Annotated in this window: 9 protein-coding genes; all 9 read left to right on the forward strand. The window is 39.7% G+C overall.

All coding sequences use genetic code 11. The annotated features are described in order from the left end of the window. Window position 1: 1 nt before the first annotated feature. Window positions 2-3211 (forward strand): SusC/RagA family TonB-linked outer membrane protein, encoded by a 3210-nt coding sequence (locus ACT8YW_RS00480; protein WP_444103643.1) that lies wholly within the window; start codon window positions 2-4, stop codon window positions 3209-3211. A gap of 12 nt (window positions 3212-3223) precedes the next feature. Next, the gene (locus tag ACT8YW_RS00485) at window positions 3224-4954 is read left to right on the forward strand and encodes a RagB/SusD family nutrient uptake outer membrane protein (RefSeq protein ID WP_444103644.1); all 1731 of its coding nucleotides are present in this window, start codon (window positions 3224-3226) and stop codon (window positions 4952-4954) included. Between the two features lie 29 nt (window positions 4955-4983). Continuing rightward, the gene (locus ACT8YW_RS00490) at window positions 4984-6399 is read left to right on the forward strand and encodes an Ig-like domain-containing protein (protein WP_444103645.1); all 1416 of its coding nucleotides are present in this window, start codon (window positions 4984-4986) and stop codon (window positions 6397-6399) included. 14 nt (window positions 6400-6413) lie between these two features. Then, window positions 6414-7670 (forward strand): alginate lyase family protein, encoded by a 1257-nt coding sequence (locus tag ACT8YW_RS00495; RefSeq protein WP_444103646.1) that lies wholly within the window; start codon window positions 6414-6416, stop codon window positions 7668-7670. Between the two features lie 128 nt (window positions 7671-7798). Next, on the forward strand, window positions 7799-10930 hold the full coding sequence (locus ACT8YW_RS00500; protein WP_444103647.1) for a glycoside hydrolase family 2 TIM barrel-domain containing protein: 3132 nt from the start codon (window positions 7799-7801) through the stop codon (window positions 10928-10930). Window positions 10931-10999: 69 nt separating this feature from the next. Next, window positions 11000-12556: a glycoside hydrolase family 28 protein gene (locus tag ACT8YW_RS00505; RefSeq protein WP_444103648.1), complete on the forward strand. Its 1557-nt coding sequence runs from the start codon at window positions 11000-11002 to the stop codon at window positions 12554-12556. A 106-nt stretch (window positions 12557-12662) separates the two neighbouring features. Further along, window positions 12663-15488: a two-component regulator propeller domain-containing protein gene (locus ACT8YW_RS00510; protein ID WP_444103649.1), complete on the forward strand. Its 2826-nt coding sequence runs from the start codon at window positions 12663-12665 to the stop codon at window positions 15486-15488. 699 nt (window positions 15489-16187) lie between these two features. Then, window positions 16188-16703, forward strand: coding sequence for an RNA polymerase sigma-70 factor (locus ACT8YW_RS00515; protein ID WP_117935089.1), 516 nt, complete (start codon window positions 16188-16190; stop codon window positions 16701-16703). Between the two features lie 69 nt (window positions 16704-16772). Next, window positions 16773-20072, forward strand: a complete 3300-nt coding sequence (locus ACT8YW_RS00520; protein ID WP_444103650.1) for a SusC/RagA family TonB-linked outer membrane protein — start codon at window positions 16773-16775, stop codon at window positions 20070-20072. Window positions 20073-20075: the final 3 nt, after the last annotated feature.

Raw genomic sequence — 20075 nt, forward strand, 5'->3', positions numbered from 1 at the left:
TATGAAAAAAAATCTCTTCAGATTTTCATCGAGAAGGATTCTATTCTCCACGGTGATAGCCTCTGCTCTTCTAGCAGGTGGTTCGCAGACTGTCTTTGCAGATGCTGGGGAACTACAAGCCGTATTACAGGCTGGTGCAATCAAAGGAAAAATTGTGGATTCCAATGGCGATCCTATCATCGGTGCCAATGTTATGGTTAAAGGTACCACTAACGGGACAATAACCGATATAGATGGAAATTTTGTTTTGAATAATGTATCGGGCGGTACTTTGACTATCTCTTTTATAGGTTATAAGACATTGGAAATTCCCGTGAAAGGTACGAATTTGGCACGTATTGTCATGCACGAAGATACAGAAGTATTGGATGAAGTCGTAGTAGTCGGTTATGGTACAATGAAAAAAGAATCGTTGACCGGTTCGGTAGCCGTAGTAGACCAGAAAATATTTAAAGACAAAGGTACAGTAGCCAACCCACTCCAGGCAATGCAGGGACAAGTGCCGGGCTTGCGGATTACACGCTCTTCAGCAGCTCCTGGAGAAGAAGGCTGGGGCATTTCTATTCGTGGTGCAGTATCTAAAAACTCTACAGAACCTTTACTGATAATAGACGGTGTTCCGGCTAGCGGTGTGAGTGAAATGGCTCAACTGAATACTGCTGATATAGAATCCATCAATTTCTTAAAAGACGCATCTGCCGCCATTTACGGATCTAAAGCAGCAGGTGGAGTAATTCTCGTTACAACTAAAAAGGCGAAGGGCGGAAAACCGAGAGTTGAATATAATGGTTCATATACCCGTAAAAAAGTAGGGCTACAACCCCGGATGATGAGCTATGACGAGTGGATGGATGGCATTATCCAGGCATGTTATAATGATGGTAGGGGAGATGACTACACTTGGGTACGTTATGCTAAACTGGCACAGAAGATGAAAGGAAAGTATATAGACCTGACCGATGGACAAAACCCTGATCCGATTCCTGGTTCATTTGCAGGAGTTGCGGACTTCGTATTTATGGATGATGTTAACTGGACTGATGTTTTGTGGGGAGGTGCCAACTCAACACAGCATGACTTGAGTATATCAGGGGGGACTGATAAAAATACTTACCGTTTATCCGCAGGATATTTGTATGACGAAGGAACTTTGCAATGGGGAAATAATTCAAATGAGCGCTTTAATGTACGTCTTTCAAACAGCTTTAAGTTGACAGAACGCTTTTCTGTTGAGTCTGTAATGTCGGCAAGTCGCCAAAATCAAGTATCTCCCACTCAAATAGGGGCTACATTAGGTGTGTCCATTCCGCAGCCGGGTTTTCCGGTTTCCACTATTGATGGTAAACCTTATGCATGGGGTGGACAATATACTCGTAACTGGCAGGCGGAATTAGGTGGTGACAATAAATTGGTCGTAACTGCAATGAATGTGAACGAACAGTTTAAATATAATCTGATGAAAGGATTGGATGTCAATGTAACATTAGGATATAGCACGAATAGCGCAATCAGGGATGAACAATACCTTTCCATCCAGTGGTATAGCTATAATGGAAATCCGATAAAAAGTGAAAATAGTCCGTTCCCGACTCAGGATGACAGTTCTTATACGAAAAGTTCGGCACGCACGGATAATTATACAGCAGCAGCATTTTTGAGTTATACTACCCAATTGAATGAGGTGCATGGTCTTACTGCCATGGTAGGAACCCAGTATGACCGGACAGAATATGAATATAGCAGTACAAAGGCCAAGAATGTAGATCCGACTTTAGGAGTTTTGAATGGAACAGGTATCGTATCTATTGATAAGGTGGATAAATGGAAAGAAGCTATCATGTCCTATTTTGGCCGTGTGAATTATAATTATAAAGAAAAGTATCTGATTGAGGCAAATGCCCGTTATGACGGCTCTTCAAAGTTTCAGCCGGAAAACCGTTGGAATTTCTTTTATGGCTTTTCCGGTGGATGGCGAATTACCCAGGAACCTTTTATGGAAGTGGTAAGAAATTATGTAGATGAAATCAAATTGAGGGCTTCCTATGGTGAGGTTGGTAATCAGAGTGGTATTAGTCGCTATGATGGCATTCAGTTATATGAATCGGTATCCAATGCAGGAGCATATTTGGGTGACGGATTGACTTCATATTTGAAAGCTGGCAACTTGGTTAGTACGGAGAGAACCTGGGAACGTATTCACAATTATAATTTGGGCTTGGATTTCACAGCACTAGGAGGTCGTTTATCCGGTAGTTTTGAGCTTTTTATGAAAAAGAATAATAATATGCTTGTAGGCAAACTATATCCGGGAGTATTGGGAAGCAAAGCTCCTGATATGAACAGCGGTAAATTTGAAAGTAAAGGATATGACGGGACATTGACATGGAAAGATAAAATCTCGGACTTTAGCTATCATGTAGGAGCGACTTTGACATATATGGAGAATAAGTTAATCAGCGGTGGTGAGAATGTGAAAGCTGTAGGTTACAATTCTGCATTGAACGGTTATCCGTTGAATTCTGTATTTGGTTATCGTTGCGTCGGTAAAATACAGAATGAGGAACAATTAAAGAAATACAAGGAACGCTATCTTATGAATAATAGTATCGGAATGCCGGCTAATTTGAGACTTGGAGACAACATGTATGAGGATGTTAATAATGACGGTAAGTTGAGTCAGGAAGATTTGATCTATTTAGGTTCCGATGATCCCAAATTCTCATTCTCTTTTAATCTTGGATTTGCATGGAAGGGAATTGACTTCTCTGCAGTTCTTCAGGGAGTAGGAAAAAGAACTGTTTACCGTAGCATTGATGCTTGGAAAGTACCTTTTAAAGCAATTTGGCTGAACACCACCAATCAATCGGTAGGCAATGTCTGGAGTCCGGAAACGCCGGATAATTACTATCCGACTTATACAAACAACACGAATCTGAATGATTATAATTATATGTCTTCTACGTGGTCTGCTGATAATGGTGCTTATTTAAGGCTGAAAGATGTGGTGTTGGGATATACATTACCCAAATCTGTACTGAATAAAATGGGGAATTTCATGACCAACTTGAGAGTATATGTATCAGGAAGTGATTTGTGGGAGAAATCTTACATTCATGATGGATGGGATCCGGAAGCAACCCGGAAAGTAGAGAATAAACAACGCTATCCATTCAATAGAACATTTACGGTAGGAGTTAATGCAACTTTTTAAATAGAATGAATTATGAAACAGTTTAAATTATATATGGTTTTATTGTCGGCTCTTTGTTTTTCTTTCCAGTCATGTTTGGATTTGGAACCGGAAGCTCAATTGGCAGAGACGAATCTTTGGAAGAATCCCGAACAATATAAATTATTTGCCAGTCAATTTTATAGTTGGACACGTGATTTTAAAGCTTTGGATGACGGTCCTCATAGCGACGGACGTTCAGACTTAAGGACTGGTGCTACCTTGGATGTGTATAGTAACGGTACATATTCCATACCTTCTTCGGATAAGAATTATACCGATAATTATGACCGCATCCGTCAAGTAAATCTTCTTTTGCAGAATGCGGAAAATTATCCGATAAAAGAAGATATAAAGACATCAGTTGGCGAGGCACGATTTTTCCGTGCTTATTTACACTTTGATTTATTACAGGTTTATGGTGACATTATTATAGTACGGCAACCGTTGGGAATCACATCTGCGGAATTGCAGAAAGCGAGAGATTCCCGCGAAGATGTCATCGACTTTATAATCCAGGATTTGAGAGAAGCGATAGATATGCTTCCTGCTTTTAAGAATATTGCGGCATCTGATGAAGGACGTGTTTCAAGAGAGGCGGCACAGGCTTTTTTGTCAAGAGTAGCTTTATATGAAGGTACCTGGCTGAAATCCCGTAATGGAAATCAGAATACAGAGCGGTCTAAATCTTTATTGGACATAGCTGTTAAGGCTGCTGACGAAGTTATCAAAAGCAACACATTCTCTCTATTCAAACCGGGAGAAGATCTGGCTACTACTGCCTATAAATATCTCTTTATACTGGAAAATGTAAAATCCAATCCGGCAGGATTAACCAAAAAGGATAATAAGGAATATATTTTTTACCGGAGACATGATGAGGTTATTAGCGCCATTGGATTTAATATTACCCAGGGGCGTTTAGGTAATGCACTGTATATTACACGTAAAATGGCTAATATGTATCTTGATAAAAACGGGCTTCCGATTGATCCGGCTGTTTGGAATTATCAGGATATGGAATCCGAGTTTCAAGGCCGTGACAATCGCATGGTAAATACGATGATGGTCAATGGTGACTATTATTGGAGTAATGGCCCCGGACGGGTGAATTGGACAGGGGATGCCGATGATAAGAAGAATGCCACTTTTGCTCCGTTTAATCCTGCACAAAAAGGAGGCAGCGGCTATTTTACACAAAAATGGTGTACCGAACGAACGGTTGCAACAGGAAAAGAGGGATATGATTTTCCGATTATCCGCTATGCGGAAGTATTATTAAATTATGCAGAAGCAATATTCGAGCGTGATGACGAGATTTCGGATACCGATTTAAAGAAATCATTGAACCTGGTACGTAAACGTATAAATCCTGATATGAAAGACCTGACTAATCAGTTTGTAGCGGAGAATGGACTTAATATGCGTACAGAAATTCGCAGAGAACGCACTGTAGAGCTTTTTGATGAAGGATTCAGAATGGACGACTTAAAAAGATGGTATACGGCGAGAGAAGAAATGAAAATGGATTTGCTGGGAGTAAAATGGAAAGGTACCGAGTTTGAGAAAGAATGGCCAAGTGTTTCCAGTCCTGTCAATGCGGATGGATGCTTAATCTTAGAATCCGGACGAATTTGGAATGACAAACATTATTTATATCCATTGCCGACAGACCAGTTACTGCTTAATCCGAATTTGAAGCAGAATCCGGGATGGGATAAGTAAATACTATGTTTATAATAAAACAGAAAATTATGAAACAGATGAATTTAATCTATAAATATAGAGTCTTTTCGTTGATAGCCATGATGGCCTTATCTTTATTGGGAGCATCTTGTAAAGACGAAGACAATTTTGAAGCATTGGAAAGTGAGAAAATAATTTCGGCGATAGAGCTGAAAGTTACAGAGCGGCTCCCGTTGTTGGTTAATACGGATTCATTGATTGCCTATACTGTACTTCCTGATGATGCAGGTAATAAGAATCTGCTTTGGACTTCGGCAAATAAAGAGATTGCCAGTGTAAATGCAGAAGGACGAATTACCGCCCATAAACTAGGTAAGGTGTATATCACTGCTATGCCGGAAGTAGGATTTGCGGCAACTAAAACAATAGAAGTGGAAGTGATTGATGAGATTATAAAGATTCAGGATATTCATGTAAAAGGTGAAGACCAGTTATCAGTGTATGTTACCGCTTCGCTTCAGTTAGAGACGAGTTTTACACCTGAAGTTGTAACTTATACTACCTTGAATTGGATTAGTGAAACACCCGAAATCGCGACCGTTTCGGAAAGTGGATTGATAAAAGGTATTACTCCGGGGACGGCACGAATCAGAATAGAAGCGAGAGACGGTAGCCATTTTTCAAAGGTTATAACGGTGGAGGTGAAAGAAATTGTGCCATTAAGAGATATTCTTTTTGATGAATCGCAGAAAGAACTGGCATTGAATGAAACCTCTGTATTGAATATAACCCCTGTGCCGGCGAATGCAACGGTTTCAGCAATAGAATGGTCGAGTGAGAATGCGAATGTGGTGAGCATAAATAAAGAAAGCGGAGTCTTTACGGTTAAAGCTTACGGTACCACTCGTTTAATAGCTAAGAGTGGAGATATAGAGAAGTCTTTTGAAGTAACTGTGATTAAAGGGAAAATCAATGATACCTTTTTATATGGTGTAAGTAATTGGGAGAAATTTGGAAGTGATGCGGAATCCGCGGAAATTGTGAATGGAAAATTGTTGGTCAAGGCTTCTGCTTCCTTGAAAAAAGCATCTATACACAGAATACCGGATACTGATTTCCATGCAGGACTATATCCTATTGTCGCAATTAAGATGACAAAGATAGAGACGACTTGTAATTTGACATTTGACTCATGGACCGGTAAGGATTTAGGGGGTGCTTATGCCGGTTGTAATGGTAGTTATGATGTTTGGAAACCTCAAACATTAATAGACTCTGCTGATGGAGTTCCTGTATTCTATGCTAATTTGGCCGAGCATAATTTGGGTAAGGCAAAATTGCCAACGAATGAAGCTAAAACATTGGATGAGTATCTTTATCGTATACAGAACTTGGGAACGGCAGAAAATATATCTTATGAAGTGTATTGGGTGAAATCTTTTAAATCGGTAGAAGAACTTAAGGCATATATAGGTGCTGAATAAAATAGTTGAAAGATATGAAACAGATAATTTTAAATTTAGTAATAGGCTCTTTATCCTTTATCGGGACAAGTTGCAGCGCAGAATTCGAGAATGGTGTGTCTGACATTGACTCATGGGAACCTGTAAGTTATGAATTTACAATAAAGCATCCTTGTTTGGTGCATACGCAGGCCGACTTTGATTATGTAAAATCTAAAGTCGACCAACAAGCCCAACCCTGGTTTGATGGATGGAATAAATTGCTGGAAAGCGATGGAGCAAAGCTAACCTGGACTGCCAGGCCACAAGAGGAAATTATCAGAACCTCTAGTGGAGGAAACTTTAATACTGCAGCTTTTGATGCGGCAGCAGCTTATCAACTGGCTTTAAGATGGAAAATATCCGGTGATGAGGATTATGCCAAAGCTTCCATTGATATTCTGAATAAATGGGCGAAAACCTGTAAGGGAGTGAATGTAACGACAGGTCAGACTGACGGGCATCGTTTACTGGCAGCCGGTTTTATTGGATATCAATTTGCCAATCCGGCAGAAATTATGCGTGATTATCCGGGATGGAAGAAAGAAGATTTTGAATATTTCAAAGAATGGATAACCGATGTTTTTTATCCTATCTGCTATCAATTCCTCGGGGACCATTTTAATTCGGCACCTGAAGATGGTTGGATGAGTTGGGATTTACCTGCAATGTTGACAATTCTTTCTATAGGTGTCCTGTGTGATGATGCAGATAAGATTAACTTGGCATTGAGATACTTTTATGAAGGTGAAGGTATGGGGTGTATTGACAACTCTGTAGTGGCGATGCATGAAGATCCTGCCGGAAAAGTTATCGGTAAACATTTAGCTCAAAGTCAGGAAATGGGACGCGACCAAGGACATTCTACCTTGAATGTTCCTCTCCATGCTTATTTTTGTCAAACGGCCTATAATATAGGTATAGATTTATTTTCCTATAAAGATAATATTGTGCTTGATTTGTGTGAATATACAGCCAAATATAATGTGAATCCCGAAGAAGCCGTTGATTTACCTTATACACCTTATTATTCAGGTAAAGAAGGATGGCATAATGTTGTTGCGGCTGACGGAAGAGGGCGTGCTCGTCCGGGATGGGAGCTTATCTATAACCATTATGTAAAAGTAAAGGGAGTAAAAGCACCCTATTCACAAGAGTTTGCAGAGAAAATGCGTCCGGAAGGAGGTGGTCACAGAGGGACGGCTGAAGCTGATGATTTAGGATTTGGTACGCTCATGTACACTAGAGAATAAGAAGTCTATATAAAGTTTACTGAAGAGTTTTAACAGAATGATGTGCCAAAAGTTCTTTCTATGGTTAAACGAGCTTTTGGCACTCTCTCTCTTTTGTTGATTTAAACTTATTTGATTTATTGGAAAATATGATAAAAAGCGCATTTATTCTTTCTATTCTTTTCTTTTTGTTTGGAACAACCATTGTATATAGCCAGCAGAATGAATGGGAGAATCCTGTAAAATACGAGTGGAATAAGGAACAACCACATACTGATTTTATGATTTATGATCGTTCCGGGGATGCTATTAAAGATGAATATGAATTGTCTCCTTGGTATAAATCACTGAATGGTAAATGGAAATTCATCTATTCACCTGCTATTGATAAAAGTGAAAAACAGTTTTATCGTATGGATTTATCTAACGATTACTGGTCTGATATTGAAGTACCTTCCAACTGGGAGCTACAAGGATTTGGAGAACCCATTATCCGCAATATACAATATGTTTTTTCACCTAATCCACCCTATATTGATGTGGAAAATCCGGTAGGAACTTATCGAAAGACTTTCACTGTTCCGTCTGACTGGCAAAACAAAGAGGTAATGCTTCATTTCGGTTCCATAACAGGCTATGCACAAATATACGTAAATGGTCAAAAGGTTGGTATGACCAAAGCCTCCAAAACTCCGGCTGAATTTAATGTGACTAACTATCTGAAAGAAGGAGAGAATGTACTGGTAGTGCAGGTTTATCGCTGGCATGATGGTAGCTATATGGAAGATCAGGATTTTTGGCGACTGACTGGGATTGAGCGTGATGTATTCTTGCAAGCTTACCCTAAACTGACTATTTGGGATTTCTTCTTAAAATCAAATTTGGATGGCGCATATAAAAATGGTATATTCAGTGCCACTGTTGATTTGCGTGAATTTACAGGCAACCATATAAAAAAAGGAACACTCAAACTGGAATTATTGGATAAAACCGGCAAAACGGTTTTGTCACAACAAAAGAAATTTAACGTAGAAGAAGAGTTTACCCGGTTAGCTTTTTCGGGCGTCATAAAGAATGTTTCTAAATGGAATGCCGAAAAACCATCTCTTTATGATTGTGTCATCACACTTTTGGATGATAAAAACAAGCAGCTTGCAGTTACTGCCTATAAGACAGGTTTCAGAAAGATAGAAATAAAGAATGCCCAACTATTAGTGAATGGCGTTCCGACTTATATAAAGGGTGTCAACCGACATGAACATAACGACAGTTTGGGTCATACTCAAACTCGTGAAATTATGATGAATGACCTGAAGCTGATAAAGCAACTGAATATGAACGCCGTTCGTACCAGTCATTATCCCAATCATCCGTTGTTTTATAAATTATGCGACCAATATGGCATTTACATTGTAGATGAAGCTAATATTGAAACCCACGGAATGGGATCAGTGCCTTATTTCAAAGATACGATACCGCATCCCGCCTATCGTCCCGAATGGTATGCAGCACATGTAGACCGTATCACTCGAATGGTAGAAAGAGATAAAAACCATCCATGTATCATAGGCTGGTCATTAGGAAATGAATGTGGTAATGGAATCGTATTCCATGATGAATATAAACGACTGAAAGAATACGATCCAAGCCGTTTTGTACAGTTCGAACAAGCTTGGGAAGATTGGAATACAGATATTGTATGTCCGATGTATCCTAATATGTGGAAAATAACGGAATATGCGAAGTCCGGTAAACAGCGCCCGTTTATCATGTGTGAGTATGCTCACGCCCAGGGGAATAGCAATGGAAATTTTAAAGACCTTTGGGATGTTATTTATGACAGTCCTAATTTACAAGGTGGCTTTATCTGGGATTTTATGGATCAAGGATTTAAAATGAAGACAGAACCGAGAGACGGACGTACCTACTGGATGTATAATGGCAAAATGGGAAGTTATAAATGGTTGGAAGATAAGAAAGGGGAACTAAATACAGGAACCGATGGCTTAATCTCCGCTAATGGTATTCCCAAGCCGCAAGCGTATGAAGTAAAGAAAGTCTATCAGTACATTCAGTTTAATGCGAAAGATTTGAGTAAAGGAATTATTTCAATTAGAAACCGTTATGACTTTACCAATCTGAATGAATATGCTTTCACTTGGGAAGTATATAAAAACGGAGAGAAATTCTCTACAGGAAATTTCAATGTTGAATTAAAACCTCATGCAGAAAAAGAGGTGCGATTGAATCTTCCAGTCATTCCGGAAGATGAAAATGAATATTTTCTCAACCTCTATGCCTATACAAAGGTTGCTACCGATTTAGTTCCCGTACATCATGAAGTAGCTAAAGAGCAGATAAAATTGAATAAGAGCAGTTTCTTTACTTCTCTTCCGGCTTGTTCGGGCAAGTTGTCTTATGAAACGAAAGACCATATTTTATCTTTTAAATCAGGTGCTGTCTCTGGCAAGATTGATTTGAAGAAAGGGGTTTTATTTAATTATACAATAAATGACAAACAACCCATCAAGCAGTATCCGGAACCAGCCTTTTGGCGTGCTCCGGTTGATAACGACTTCGGCAATAAAATGCCAGCTTTGGCAGGTGTTTGGCGGACAGCTCATATCAACCGTTATGTGAAGAATGTAATAATAGACGAGAAGAATGAAAAGGGATTATCCGTAAAGATTGATTGGATATTAAGTGATATTCAGGTTCCTTACACGATAGAATATTTGATACGTAGTAATGCATCTATTATTGTGACAGGAAGCATCGACCTGACAGGGACGAGACTTCCCGAGCTTCCCCGCTTCGGTATGCGGATGGAATTGCAACAACCCTATGAGAATCTGAACTATTATGGAAGAGGGCCTTTTGAAAACTACATCGACCGTTATTCAAGTTCATTCATCGGCCGTTATAATGATAAAGTAGAAAACCAGTTTTACTGGTATATCCGTCCGCAGGAAACCGGAAATAAAACAGATGTTCGCTGGCTATCTTTATTAGACAATAAGGGGCAGGGAGTGAAGATTACAGGTCTGCAACCTATCGCCTTCTCCGCTTTGCACTTTTCGCCGGAAGACCTTGATCCGGGGCTGACTCGAAAGATGCAGCATACTATTGATATTGTTCCTCAAAAGAATATTTTCTTGCATATAGATCTGAAACAAAGAGGACTTGGAGGAGATAATAGCTGGGGGATGTATCCGCATAACGAATATCGTTTACTTGATAAGAAGTATAGTTATAGCTATATGATCGAGTTGATAGGCTGATAAATAATTTAAATAGCATTGAGTAAATGCAATTGCCTCTTCGTATTTGTCTATAAACTTATAGCAAATATGAAGAGACAATTCTTATTATTTATATTTATCACTTGTGCGGTTGTCACGAATGTGCAAAGTGCAAACCAAAATATAGATGGAACTTACAATATTTTGAATTATGGCGCGGACACACTGAATGTCTGCACACAAGCCATAAACAATGCTATTGAGAGTGCCTACCGAAACGGTGGTGGGAAAGTGATAATCCCTGCCGGAAGATTCCGATCGGGTACTATTTTTCTGAAAGACAATATCGAATTACACTTATCGGGTGGAGCCATATTGGAAGCTAGTGACGATTATGCAGATTTTCCTCTTATCCCGCCTGCTACCTATCGCTCATTGAAAGATGCCGGTGGATGGGTTGCATTAATTTATGCCGAAAAGGCTAGTCATATAAGTATCACAGGAAAAGGAACGATTGATGGCAAAGGGAAAGGGAGAAAGGGACGTGTGCGGGGAGTTGCAGGAGATTGCAACGGACGACCGCGTAATATTCTCCTTATATCTTGCAAGAATGTATCAGTCTCGGGTGTGACGATGCTTAATTCTGCCATTTGGAATCAGCATTATCTGGATTGTGAAGATGTGACCGTTACAGATATCAGAGTTTTTAATCATGCCAACGGTAACAATGACGGCATTGATATTGATGGCTGTCGCAGATTTATATTGTCTGATAGCGTTATTGACTCCGATGATGACGGTATTGTTCTAAAAAGTACCGGCATTGCTCCTTGTGAGGATATTGTAATAACTAATTGCATCGTCAGCAGTTTTGCCAATGCAATAAAATGCGGAACGGAATCCACCGGTGGTTTTCGTAATATTCTTATTTCCGATTGCATAGTGAAGCCAAGTCGTTTTGAAGGTGAACGGGTTATCAAATCAACCCCTACCGGTATAACGGCAATATCTCTGGAAGTAGTCGACGGTGGAGTGATGGAAGGTGTAACCGTTGATAATATATTGATTGAAGGTACCGAATGTCCACTGTATATACGTTTGGCTAATAGAGGACGCAAGCATATCAGTAGTGCTCCTGTTCCTCCGATAGGCATTATGCGGAACATTCAAATTAGTAATATCACTGCCTACGGTACAGGAAACTTCTGTTCTTCCATTACCGGTATTCCCGAACGTAAAATAGAGAATATCTACTTGAATAATATCCGTTTTGTGAATAAAGGAGGTTTGGCAAAGGGGAACTTTTTGACAAAAGAACTTGTAGAAGGAGTACGTCATGATATGGCTAAAAGTATGTATCCGGATAAATATTGGGCTTCTTTCAAGGATATTATTGAGGATGAAAAAGGCTATCCGCAGCCCACAGTATGGCGCAATCTTCCCAGCTATGGCCTGTTTATCAGAAATGTAGAGACTTTGGAGTTGAGCAATGGAACATTCACTTCAGAAAAGCCGGAACCTCGTAATCCTATTATTGCAGTGAACGTAGATAAGCTGTATTTGCACCAAATAAATGCCGGGCAAAACTCATCCTCCGAGGTACTTTTACATAAAGTGCCGGACATTGATGCAGATCCGTCATTGAAGGTTCGTATCGAACAATAGCCGATTTAAAATGGGATTTTTCTCATTTTAATAAAAGATATATTCTCTTTTGGAGAATTTTGTGTAAGTTTGTCACATGTTTAATATGAAAAAAAGCCCAGTGTAGGTGAAAAACACGATTAAATATCTGATTCTTTTAATAATGTGTTTGGCTTGCGGTGTAAAATTACAAGCCCAAGATTACACATTCCGTAATGTCGTGATGTCCGACGGCCTTTCCGGGTTGTTGGTGAACGCTATTTATAAAGATTCGGAGGGTTTTGTCTGGTTAGGAACGGATAACTGTCTCGACCGTTTCGATGGAGTAAAAGTACGCCATTTTGAATTCCGAGGCATTGAATCAGGAAGAAAGAAACGGGTAAACAGCGTTACAGAAACAGCCAACAAACAACTGTGGGTGGGAAATGGAATCGGACTTTGGCGATTGAACCGTACAAACAGTCAATTGGAAAGAATTGTCCCCGAAAAGATTGATTTTGCCGTAAATACTTTGTTGGCTAATGAAGATATTCTTTATATCGGCACAGAGAAAGGCTTATTCATTCATAAAGACGGTCAATTACTGCAGGTTTTGACAGACCGGAATATGCTTGCCGCCTGTAACAGAATCATGGATATTTGTCTGAATGAAGATAAAACCGTATTATGGCTGGCTACGGTGCAGGGGCTGTACTCTTATTCACTGAAAGACGGAAAGATTGATTCCTGGCATTTTCAGGAGAATGTGCCCGAAGCTGATTATTTTCGTTGCCTGACCCGTATCGGAGAAACTCTTTACCTGGGCACAATGAGCCAAGGTGTAGTGCGTTTCGATATAAAAAAGGAGATATTCTCTCATACGGTATCTTTAGGCTGCGATGTCATTTCTGACATATCCAGCGATGGGAAAGAGACTGTGTATATAGCTACTGACGGTAATGGCGTCCATTTCCTTTCACACAAAGACCAACAAGTGACACATCGTTTCTACCATGATGTCAATGATAAGGAAGGAATTCGCAGTAATTCTATTTACTCCTTACTTGTAGATGATAGAGGTACTGTCTGGGTGGGGCATTTTCAGGCAGGGCTGGATTATTCACTCTATCAGAACGGCCTTTTCCGCACGTATGACTATCCACCTTTGTTCAATTCGGCAAATCTTTCCATTCGTTCTTTCGTAAACAGAGGGCAAGAGAAAGTCATCGGTTCACGTGACGGTTTGTTTTATATAAACGAAGCTACCGGAGTTGTGAAAAGTTTTGTAAAGCCCGTTTTAACTTCAGATTTGATACTGACAATCAGCTTCTATCAAGGAGAATATTATATCGGTACGTATGGTGGCGGTATGATGGTACTGAATCCGGGAACATTATCTCTGAAATATTTTGCACAGGGCGATATGGAGCTTTTTCAAAAGGGACATATATTCTGTGTGAAACCGGATGCAAAAGGAAATCTTTGGATAGGGACCTCACAAGGACTCTTCTGTTATAACGGACAGACCAAACAGATCAAACACTTTACCAGTGCTAACTCCCAACTGCCGGAGGGCAATGTGTATGAAGTAAGTTTTGATTCTACGGGCAAAGGATGGATTGCTACCGAAACCGGTATGTGTATTTATGATCCGGCTTCTCAAAGTTTACGCTCTAATGTGTTTCCGGAGGGATTCGTTCATCGGGATAAAGTGCGTACTATCTACGAAGATGCTGAACACAATCTCTATTTTATCCGTGAGAAAGGGAGTCTGTTTACATCTACTTTAACGATGGATCGTTTCCAGAATCGCTCTATCTTTTCTACTCTTCCGGACAATTCGCTGATGTCTGTTATAGAAGATAACCAAGGTTGGCTGTGGGTAGCCTGTAATGACGGGTTGTTGCGTATCAAAGAAGAAGGGGAGGAGTATGATGCTTTCACTTTCAATGATGGAGTGCCGGGACCAACTTTTACGAATGGAGCCGCTTATAAAGATGAAAAAGGACTATTGTGGTTTGGTAACACCAAAGGACTAATTTATGTTGATCCGAAACGTGTGGACGAAGTGCGTGGCAAGGTTCGTCCGATTGTATTTACCGATATACTGGCTAATGGCGTACCTTTTACCAGTTCCTCTTTGAAATACAACCAGAATAATTTGACTTTCTGTTTCACAGATTTCGCCTATGGTCTGCCATCTGCCTTACTATATGAATATCGATTGGAGGGAGTGGACAAGGACTGGAAACTATTGGCTGCGCAGAACGAAGTCTCTTATTACGGACTTTCTTCCGGAACTTATACTTTCCGGGTACGTCTTCCGGGAAATGAGCAATCGGAAGCTATCTGTCAAGTGACAGTACGCCCTATGATACCTTGGTGGGGATGGGCACTTTCCATTTTATTAATCGTAGGAATTATAGCCTTTATACGGTATTATGTTTGGAAACGTATGCGTCGTTTGCTTGCTTCTTCTGCTTCGTCGATTTCGACATCAACGGAGGAGGAAATACAACAGAGAGAACAAACTGTAGAACATTCGGAAGTAATTTCAGAGCAACAATCTTCCACTGTTGAAGAGAAATATAAGACCAATAGACTGACCGAAGAGGAGTGTAAAGAACTTCATAAGAAACTGGTGGCTTATGTAGAGAAAGAAAAGCCATATATCAATCCCGACTTAAAAATGGGTGACTTGGCTTCTGCATTGGATACTTCTTCACATTCATTATCGTATCTTTTGAACCAGTATCTTAATCAGTCTTACTATGACTTCATCAATGAATACCGTGTTACCCAATTCAAAAAGATGGTAGCGGATAGCCAATATTCCCGCTATACTTTGACTGCACTGGCAGAACTTTGTGGTTTTAGTTCGCGTGCTTCTTTCTTCCGTTCATTTAAAAAGAGTACAGGAGTTACTCCGAATGAATACATCCGTAGTATAGGCGGAACAGCCAAAGAAGAGTAACTTTTCGACTTATTATCTCTGAAATCTATTTTGCACCCATATTCCCTTCACCCTTCACTTCTCTCTGTTCATCGGGGATAGAGGGTGAAGGTTCTCGATTCACTAAGTGACTTTCTTCTTTTCACTTGTTTCTTTCCATTATCTATTAATAGATAAGTTCTTCTTCTCCCTATATAAACTTCTTTTGGTCCTATTGCAAAGTTGTTTTTTATAGGGAGTAATCTATAAACGCAAGCTTTGTTTTTATAAATGCAACTTGCGTTTATAAAAACAAAGCTTGCAATTATATAATTGAAGCTTTCATTTATAGTTTACCCTTAATCAAACGTAACTTTGCAATAAGTGCAAAGCAAGTTTATCTTTAATGAAATGAAAGTTTTCTCTTAATGTTTATGTCTCATCAACAGCTTTGATGAGACAATGAATCGGTAAGATCGTGAAATGGTGAGATTGAAAAGGAGAGAAAGGTAAGGGCAAACAGGTGTAAGTGGAGCAAAAATGCGTAGATTTTAGTGTATGGAGTCTCATTTTATAAAGTGATACTCTATTTGATGTGAATGTAAATTGCTGATAATGAGGAGTATGTGTTTAAATAAGTCTAACTAAATTCGTTGAGATTGATCCGCTTTATTTTACGACCGTTATATCCGAAATCCCCTCTATATTTGCATCGTGATTAAAACCGAAAAAGATAGTATTATGGAGACAATAGCTAACACTTACGACGACATTATCACCCGTTCTTATGAAGAATATTATCAGGTGATTCTTACCTATATTACTTATCGTATCACTCATCGCTACGAAGCGGAGGATCTAACCCAAGATGTATTTGTACGTCTGCTGGACTACAAACAAATGCTCCGTCCCGACACAGTAAAATATTTTCTGTTCACTATTGCCCGCAATATTGTAATCGATTATATCCGTCGTTATTATAAGAAGCAGGAGATAGACAGCTACATCTATGATACTATGTCTACTTCTACCAATGAGACCGAAGAAAAAATTATCGGTGATGATTTAATGACAATGGAACGGACCCGTCTGGCTGCCATGCCCGAACAACGTCGGTTAATTTATACATTAAGCCGTTTCGAAAATAAAACTTCTCCGGAAATCGCTAATGAACTGAATCTAAGTTGTAGGACGGTAGAAAATCACCTATTTCTTGGACGTCGTGAAATGCGCGAATTCTTCCGAAATTGTATATAATCTTATTCATTAATAAATAACCCTTTGTGCTTATGGAAAAGGAGTCAGAATTTACAAAGAGGCACCTGTATGCCTTATCTTATTTTAGAGAACAAAAATTTAATACTATTTTTAAACCTCAAATTTAATTTTATGAAACGAAGAGGATTAATATTTAATTCGCGACCTAACAAGACAGCAGTGTTTGCGTTAGGATTAATGCTGGGACTTTGTCCTGTTTCAAAGGCATGGGCTGATACAAACATGAACGATAGTCAAGTAGTGGCACAGGCTCAAAAGAAAGTGAAAGGTCAAGTCGTTGATGCAATGGGCGAGCCATTGATTGGCGTGAATATTACTGTAGTAGGTGGGACAGAAGGAACGATTACAGATATCGACGGAAATTATACAATTGGTGTATCTGCTGGAGCCAAGTTGAAGTTCAGCTATATCGGTTATAAAGATCAGATCATAGATGTAGCTTCGCAAACTGTGATAAATGTAAAGTTGCAAGAAGATAGCGAAGTATTGGATGAAGTTGTAGTAGTGGGATATGGTTCACAGAAGAAGGAAACATTGACAGGTGCTGTAACGGTGGTATCTGATAAAATGTTGAAGAATAAAGGAACGATGTCAAGTCCGTTACAGGCAATGCAGGGGCAGGTTCCGGGTGTGACGATTACTCGTAATTCAGCTGCTCCGGGAGATGAAAGCTGGGGCTTGAAATTGCGTGGTTCTGTTTCTGCAAATAATGCGGAGCCGTTGATCGTTATTGACGGAGTTGCTTATGATGGCGTAAATGCATTGCGTAATATCAACCCTTCCGATATACAGTCTATCAACTTTCTGAAAGATGCATCGGCAGCTATTTATGGTTCCCGTGCCGCAGGTGGTGTGGTATTGGTAACCACCAAACAGGCAAAGGAAGGAAAAGCGAGAATAGAGTATAGCGGTTCATACACTTATAAGATGGTGGGATTGCAGCCGGAACTGATGACAATGAACGAATGGGCGAATGCTGTGTTGCAGACTTGTCAGAATGACGGTCAGCCGGATTCTTATTCATGGGTGAAATATGCGAAAATGGCATTGGCCAGTGAAGGTAAATACATTGATTTGGATCACAGTGCAAATCCTTTTGCTCCCGGCTATTCAGATGTAATGGATTTCGTGTTTATGGATACCAACTGGCAAGACGTGTTGTTCGGCAATTCTTATTCTACGCAACATGACCTGGCTGTTTCCGGAGGTACGGAAAAGAATTTATATCGCTTGTCCGTAGGGTATATGTATGATGACAGTAATTTGAAGTGGGGAAATAATAATAATCAGCGTTTCAATCTTCGTTTGACTAATAAACTGAAGGTCTTTGATAACTTTGCTATTGAATCAGTGATTGCCTACAACCGCCAGGATCAGGTATCTCCCTCACAACTGAATAAAACGTTGACATCCAGTTATCCGCAACCGGGTCTTCCGGCTTCTACAATTGATGGAAAACCTTATTCATGGGGAACTTGGCTGTCGCCAATCTGGTTTGCCGAGCTAGGTGGGGATAATCAATTGAAAGTATCTGAAATTAATATCAGTGAAAAATTCACTTACAATATCAATAAACATCTGGATGTAGTAGCAAATCTCGGTTATAACTCCGGAGTAGCTTCACGTGATATAAAGAAGATGGCCATTACCTCTTATAATTATGCAGGGACTAAGATAAACACCAAGGCCGATGGCTATAAGCAGGAAGAATCGTCATACGAGAAAACTAGTTCACGTACAGACTTTTATTCTATGGCAGGTTATGTTGATTATCACAATACATTTGCGCAGCACCATAATGTAAGTGCGATGCTTGGTACTCAATATGAATTGAAAGAATATGATTATTTTGGTGTATCGGTGAAAGATATACAGAACTCATTGGAAACTGTAAATGGTGCGGGACTTGTGAATCTGACAGACAAACATGGTACGAAGTGGCATGAGGCTGTGATGTCCTACTATTCTCGTTTAAACTACAATTATAAGTCAAAATACTTATTGGAAGTAAATATGCGTTATGATGGTTCTTCCAAATTCAAACCGGAGAATCGCTGGGACTTCTTTTATGGAATATCCGGTGGATGGCGTATTACGGAAGAAGCGTTCATGAAGAATATCAAATGGCTGAACGATTTGAAAATCCGTCTTTCTTATGGTGAAGTAGGTAATCAAAGTGGTATTGATCGTTACGATGGTACGCAGTTCTATAAATTTGAATCTCAAAGCGGAGCTTATATCGGTCCTAACAAAGGTACTATCATAGATACGAATGGTAAAATCGCTTCTTTGGGGCGTGAGTGGGAACGCATTAAGAATTATAACTTAGGATTGGATTTCTCTTTATTCAATTCCCGTCTGACAGGTACTGCCGAAGTGTACATGAAACGTAATGATAATATGTTGATTAATGTTTCTTATCCGGGAGTTCTGGGTGATAACGCAGGTATGTCTAATAATGGAAAATTCAGATCACATGGATGGGAAATTATGGTAAACTGGTCTGATAAGATTGGAAAAGACTTCACTTATCATGTAGGAGGTACTTATTCTTTCAATACCAACAAACTGACAGATATTGGTGCAGTATCAGTCCTGAAATCCGGTTTCATCGATAAGCAACAAGGCTATCCGTTGAATAGTATTTTCGGTCTGCGTTATGCCGGTAAAGCACAGACAGAAGAAGAACGTCAAAAATATCTATATCGTTTCCTGACTGGTAATACCATCGGACTGACAGAACAAAACTTCCGTTTGGGAGATAATATGTATGCTGATGTAAACAATGACGGTAAACTGGATCAGAATGATATTGTTTATCTGGGTACAGATGATCCGAAAATCTCCTTCTCTTTTAATGTAGGAGCAGAATGGAAGGGATTTGATTTATCATTGGTTTTCCAGGGTGCTGCCAAACGTACTATCTTCCGTACGGGAGATAATAACGGTAATGAGACTTGGCGTATACCGATGAAGGCATTATATATGAACACTTCTAATCAATCGGTAGGTAACACGTGGAGTCCGGAGAATCGGGGTGCTTATTATCCGACATATAGCAATAAGAATGAAATCAATGACTACAACTATCAGGCTTCTTCCTGGTCAGTGGAAGATGGTTCTTACATTCGTCTGAAGAATGTGACATTAGGATACAATGTACCTGCTGCCTTTTTAGCTAAAACGAAAGCAATAAGTTCTTGTCGTGTATATGTAGCAGGTGCTGATCTTTGGGAATATTCAAAGATTAATGACGGATGGGACCCGGAGGCTAGCCGTAAGGTATCAGCGGCAGGACGTTTCCCCTTTGTTCGTACTGTGACTTTTGGATTAAATCTAACTTTTTAATGT

This window comes from Bacteroides sp. (genome assembly GCF_052357945.1).
Classification (GTDB): Bacteria; Bacteroidota; Bacteroidia; order Bacteroidales; family Bacteroidaceae; genus Bacteroides.

Bases quoted from the DNA above. Each gene is read 5' to 3' on its own strand.
- ACT8YW_RS00480 (WP_444103643.1), top strand. From the start codon at position 2: ATGAAAAAAAATCTCTTCAGATTTTCATCGAGAAGGATTCTATTCTCC.
- ACT8YW_RS00485 (WP_444103644.1), top strand. From the start codon at position 3,224: ATGAAACAGTTTAAATTATATATGGTTTTATTGTCGGCTCTTTGTTTT.
- ACT8YW_RS00490 (WP_444103645.1), top strand. From the start codon at position 4,984: ATGAAACAGATGAATTTAATCTATAAATATAGAGTCTTTTCGTTGATA.
- ACT8YW_RS00495 (WP_444103646.1), top strand. From the start codon at position 6,414: ATGAAACAGATAATTTTAAATTTAGTAATAGGCTCTTTATCCTTTATC.
- ACT8YW_RS00500 (WP_444103647.1), top strand. From the start codon at position 7,799: ATGATAAAAAGCGCATTTATTCTTTCTATTCTTTTCTTTTTGTTTGGA.
- ACT8YW_RS00505 (WP_444103648.1), top strand. From the start codon at position 11,000: ATGAAGAGACAATTCTTATTATTTATATTTATCACTTGTGCGGTTGTC.
- ACT8YW_RS00515 (WP_117935089.1), top strand. From the start codon at position 16,188: ATGGAGACAATAGCTAACACTTACGACGACATTATCACCCGTTCTTAT.
- ACT8YW_RS00520 (WP_444103650.1), top strand. From the start codon at position 16,773: ATGCCTTATCTTATTTTAGAGAACAAAAATTTAATACTATTTTTAAAC.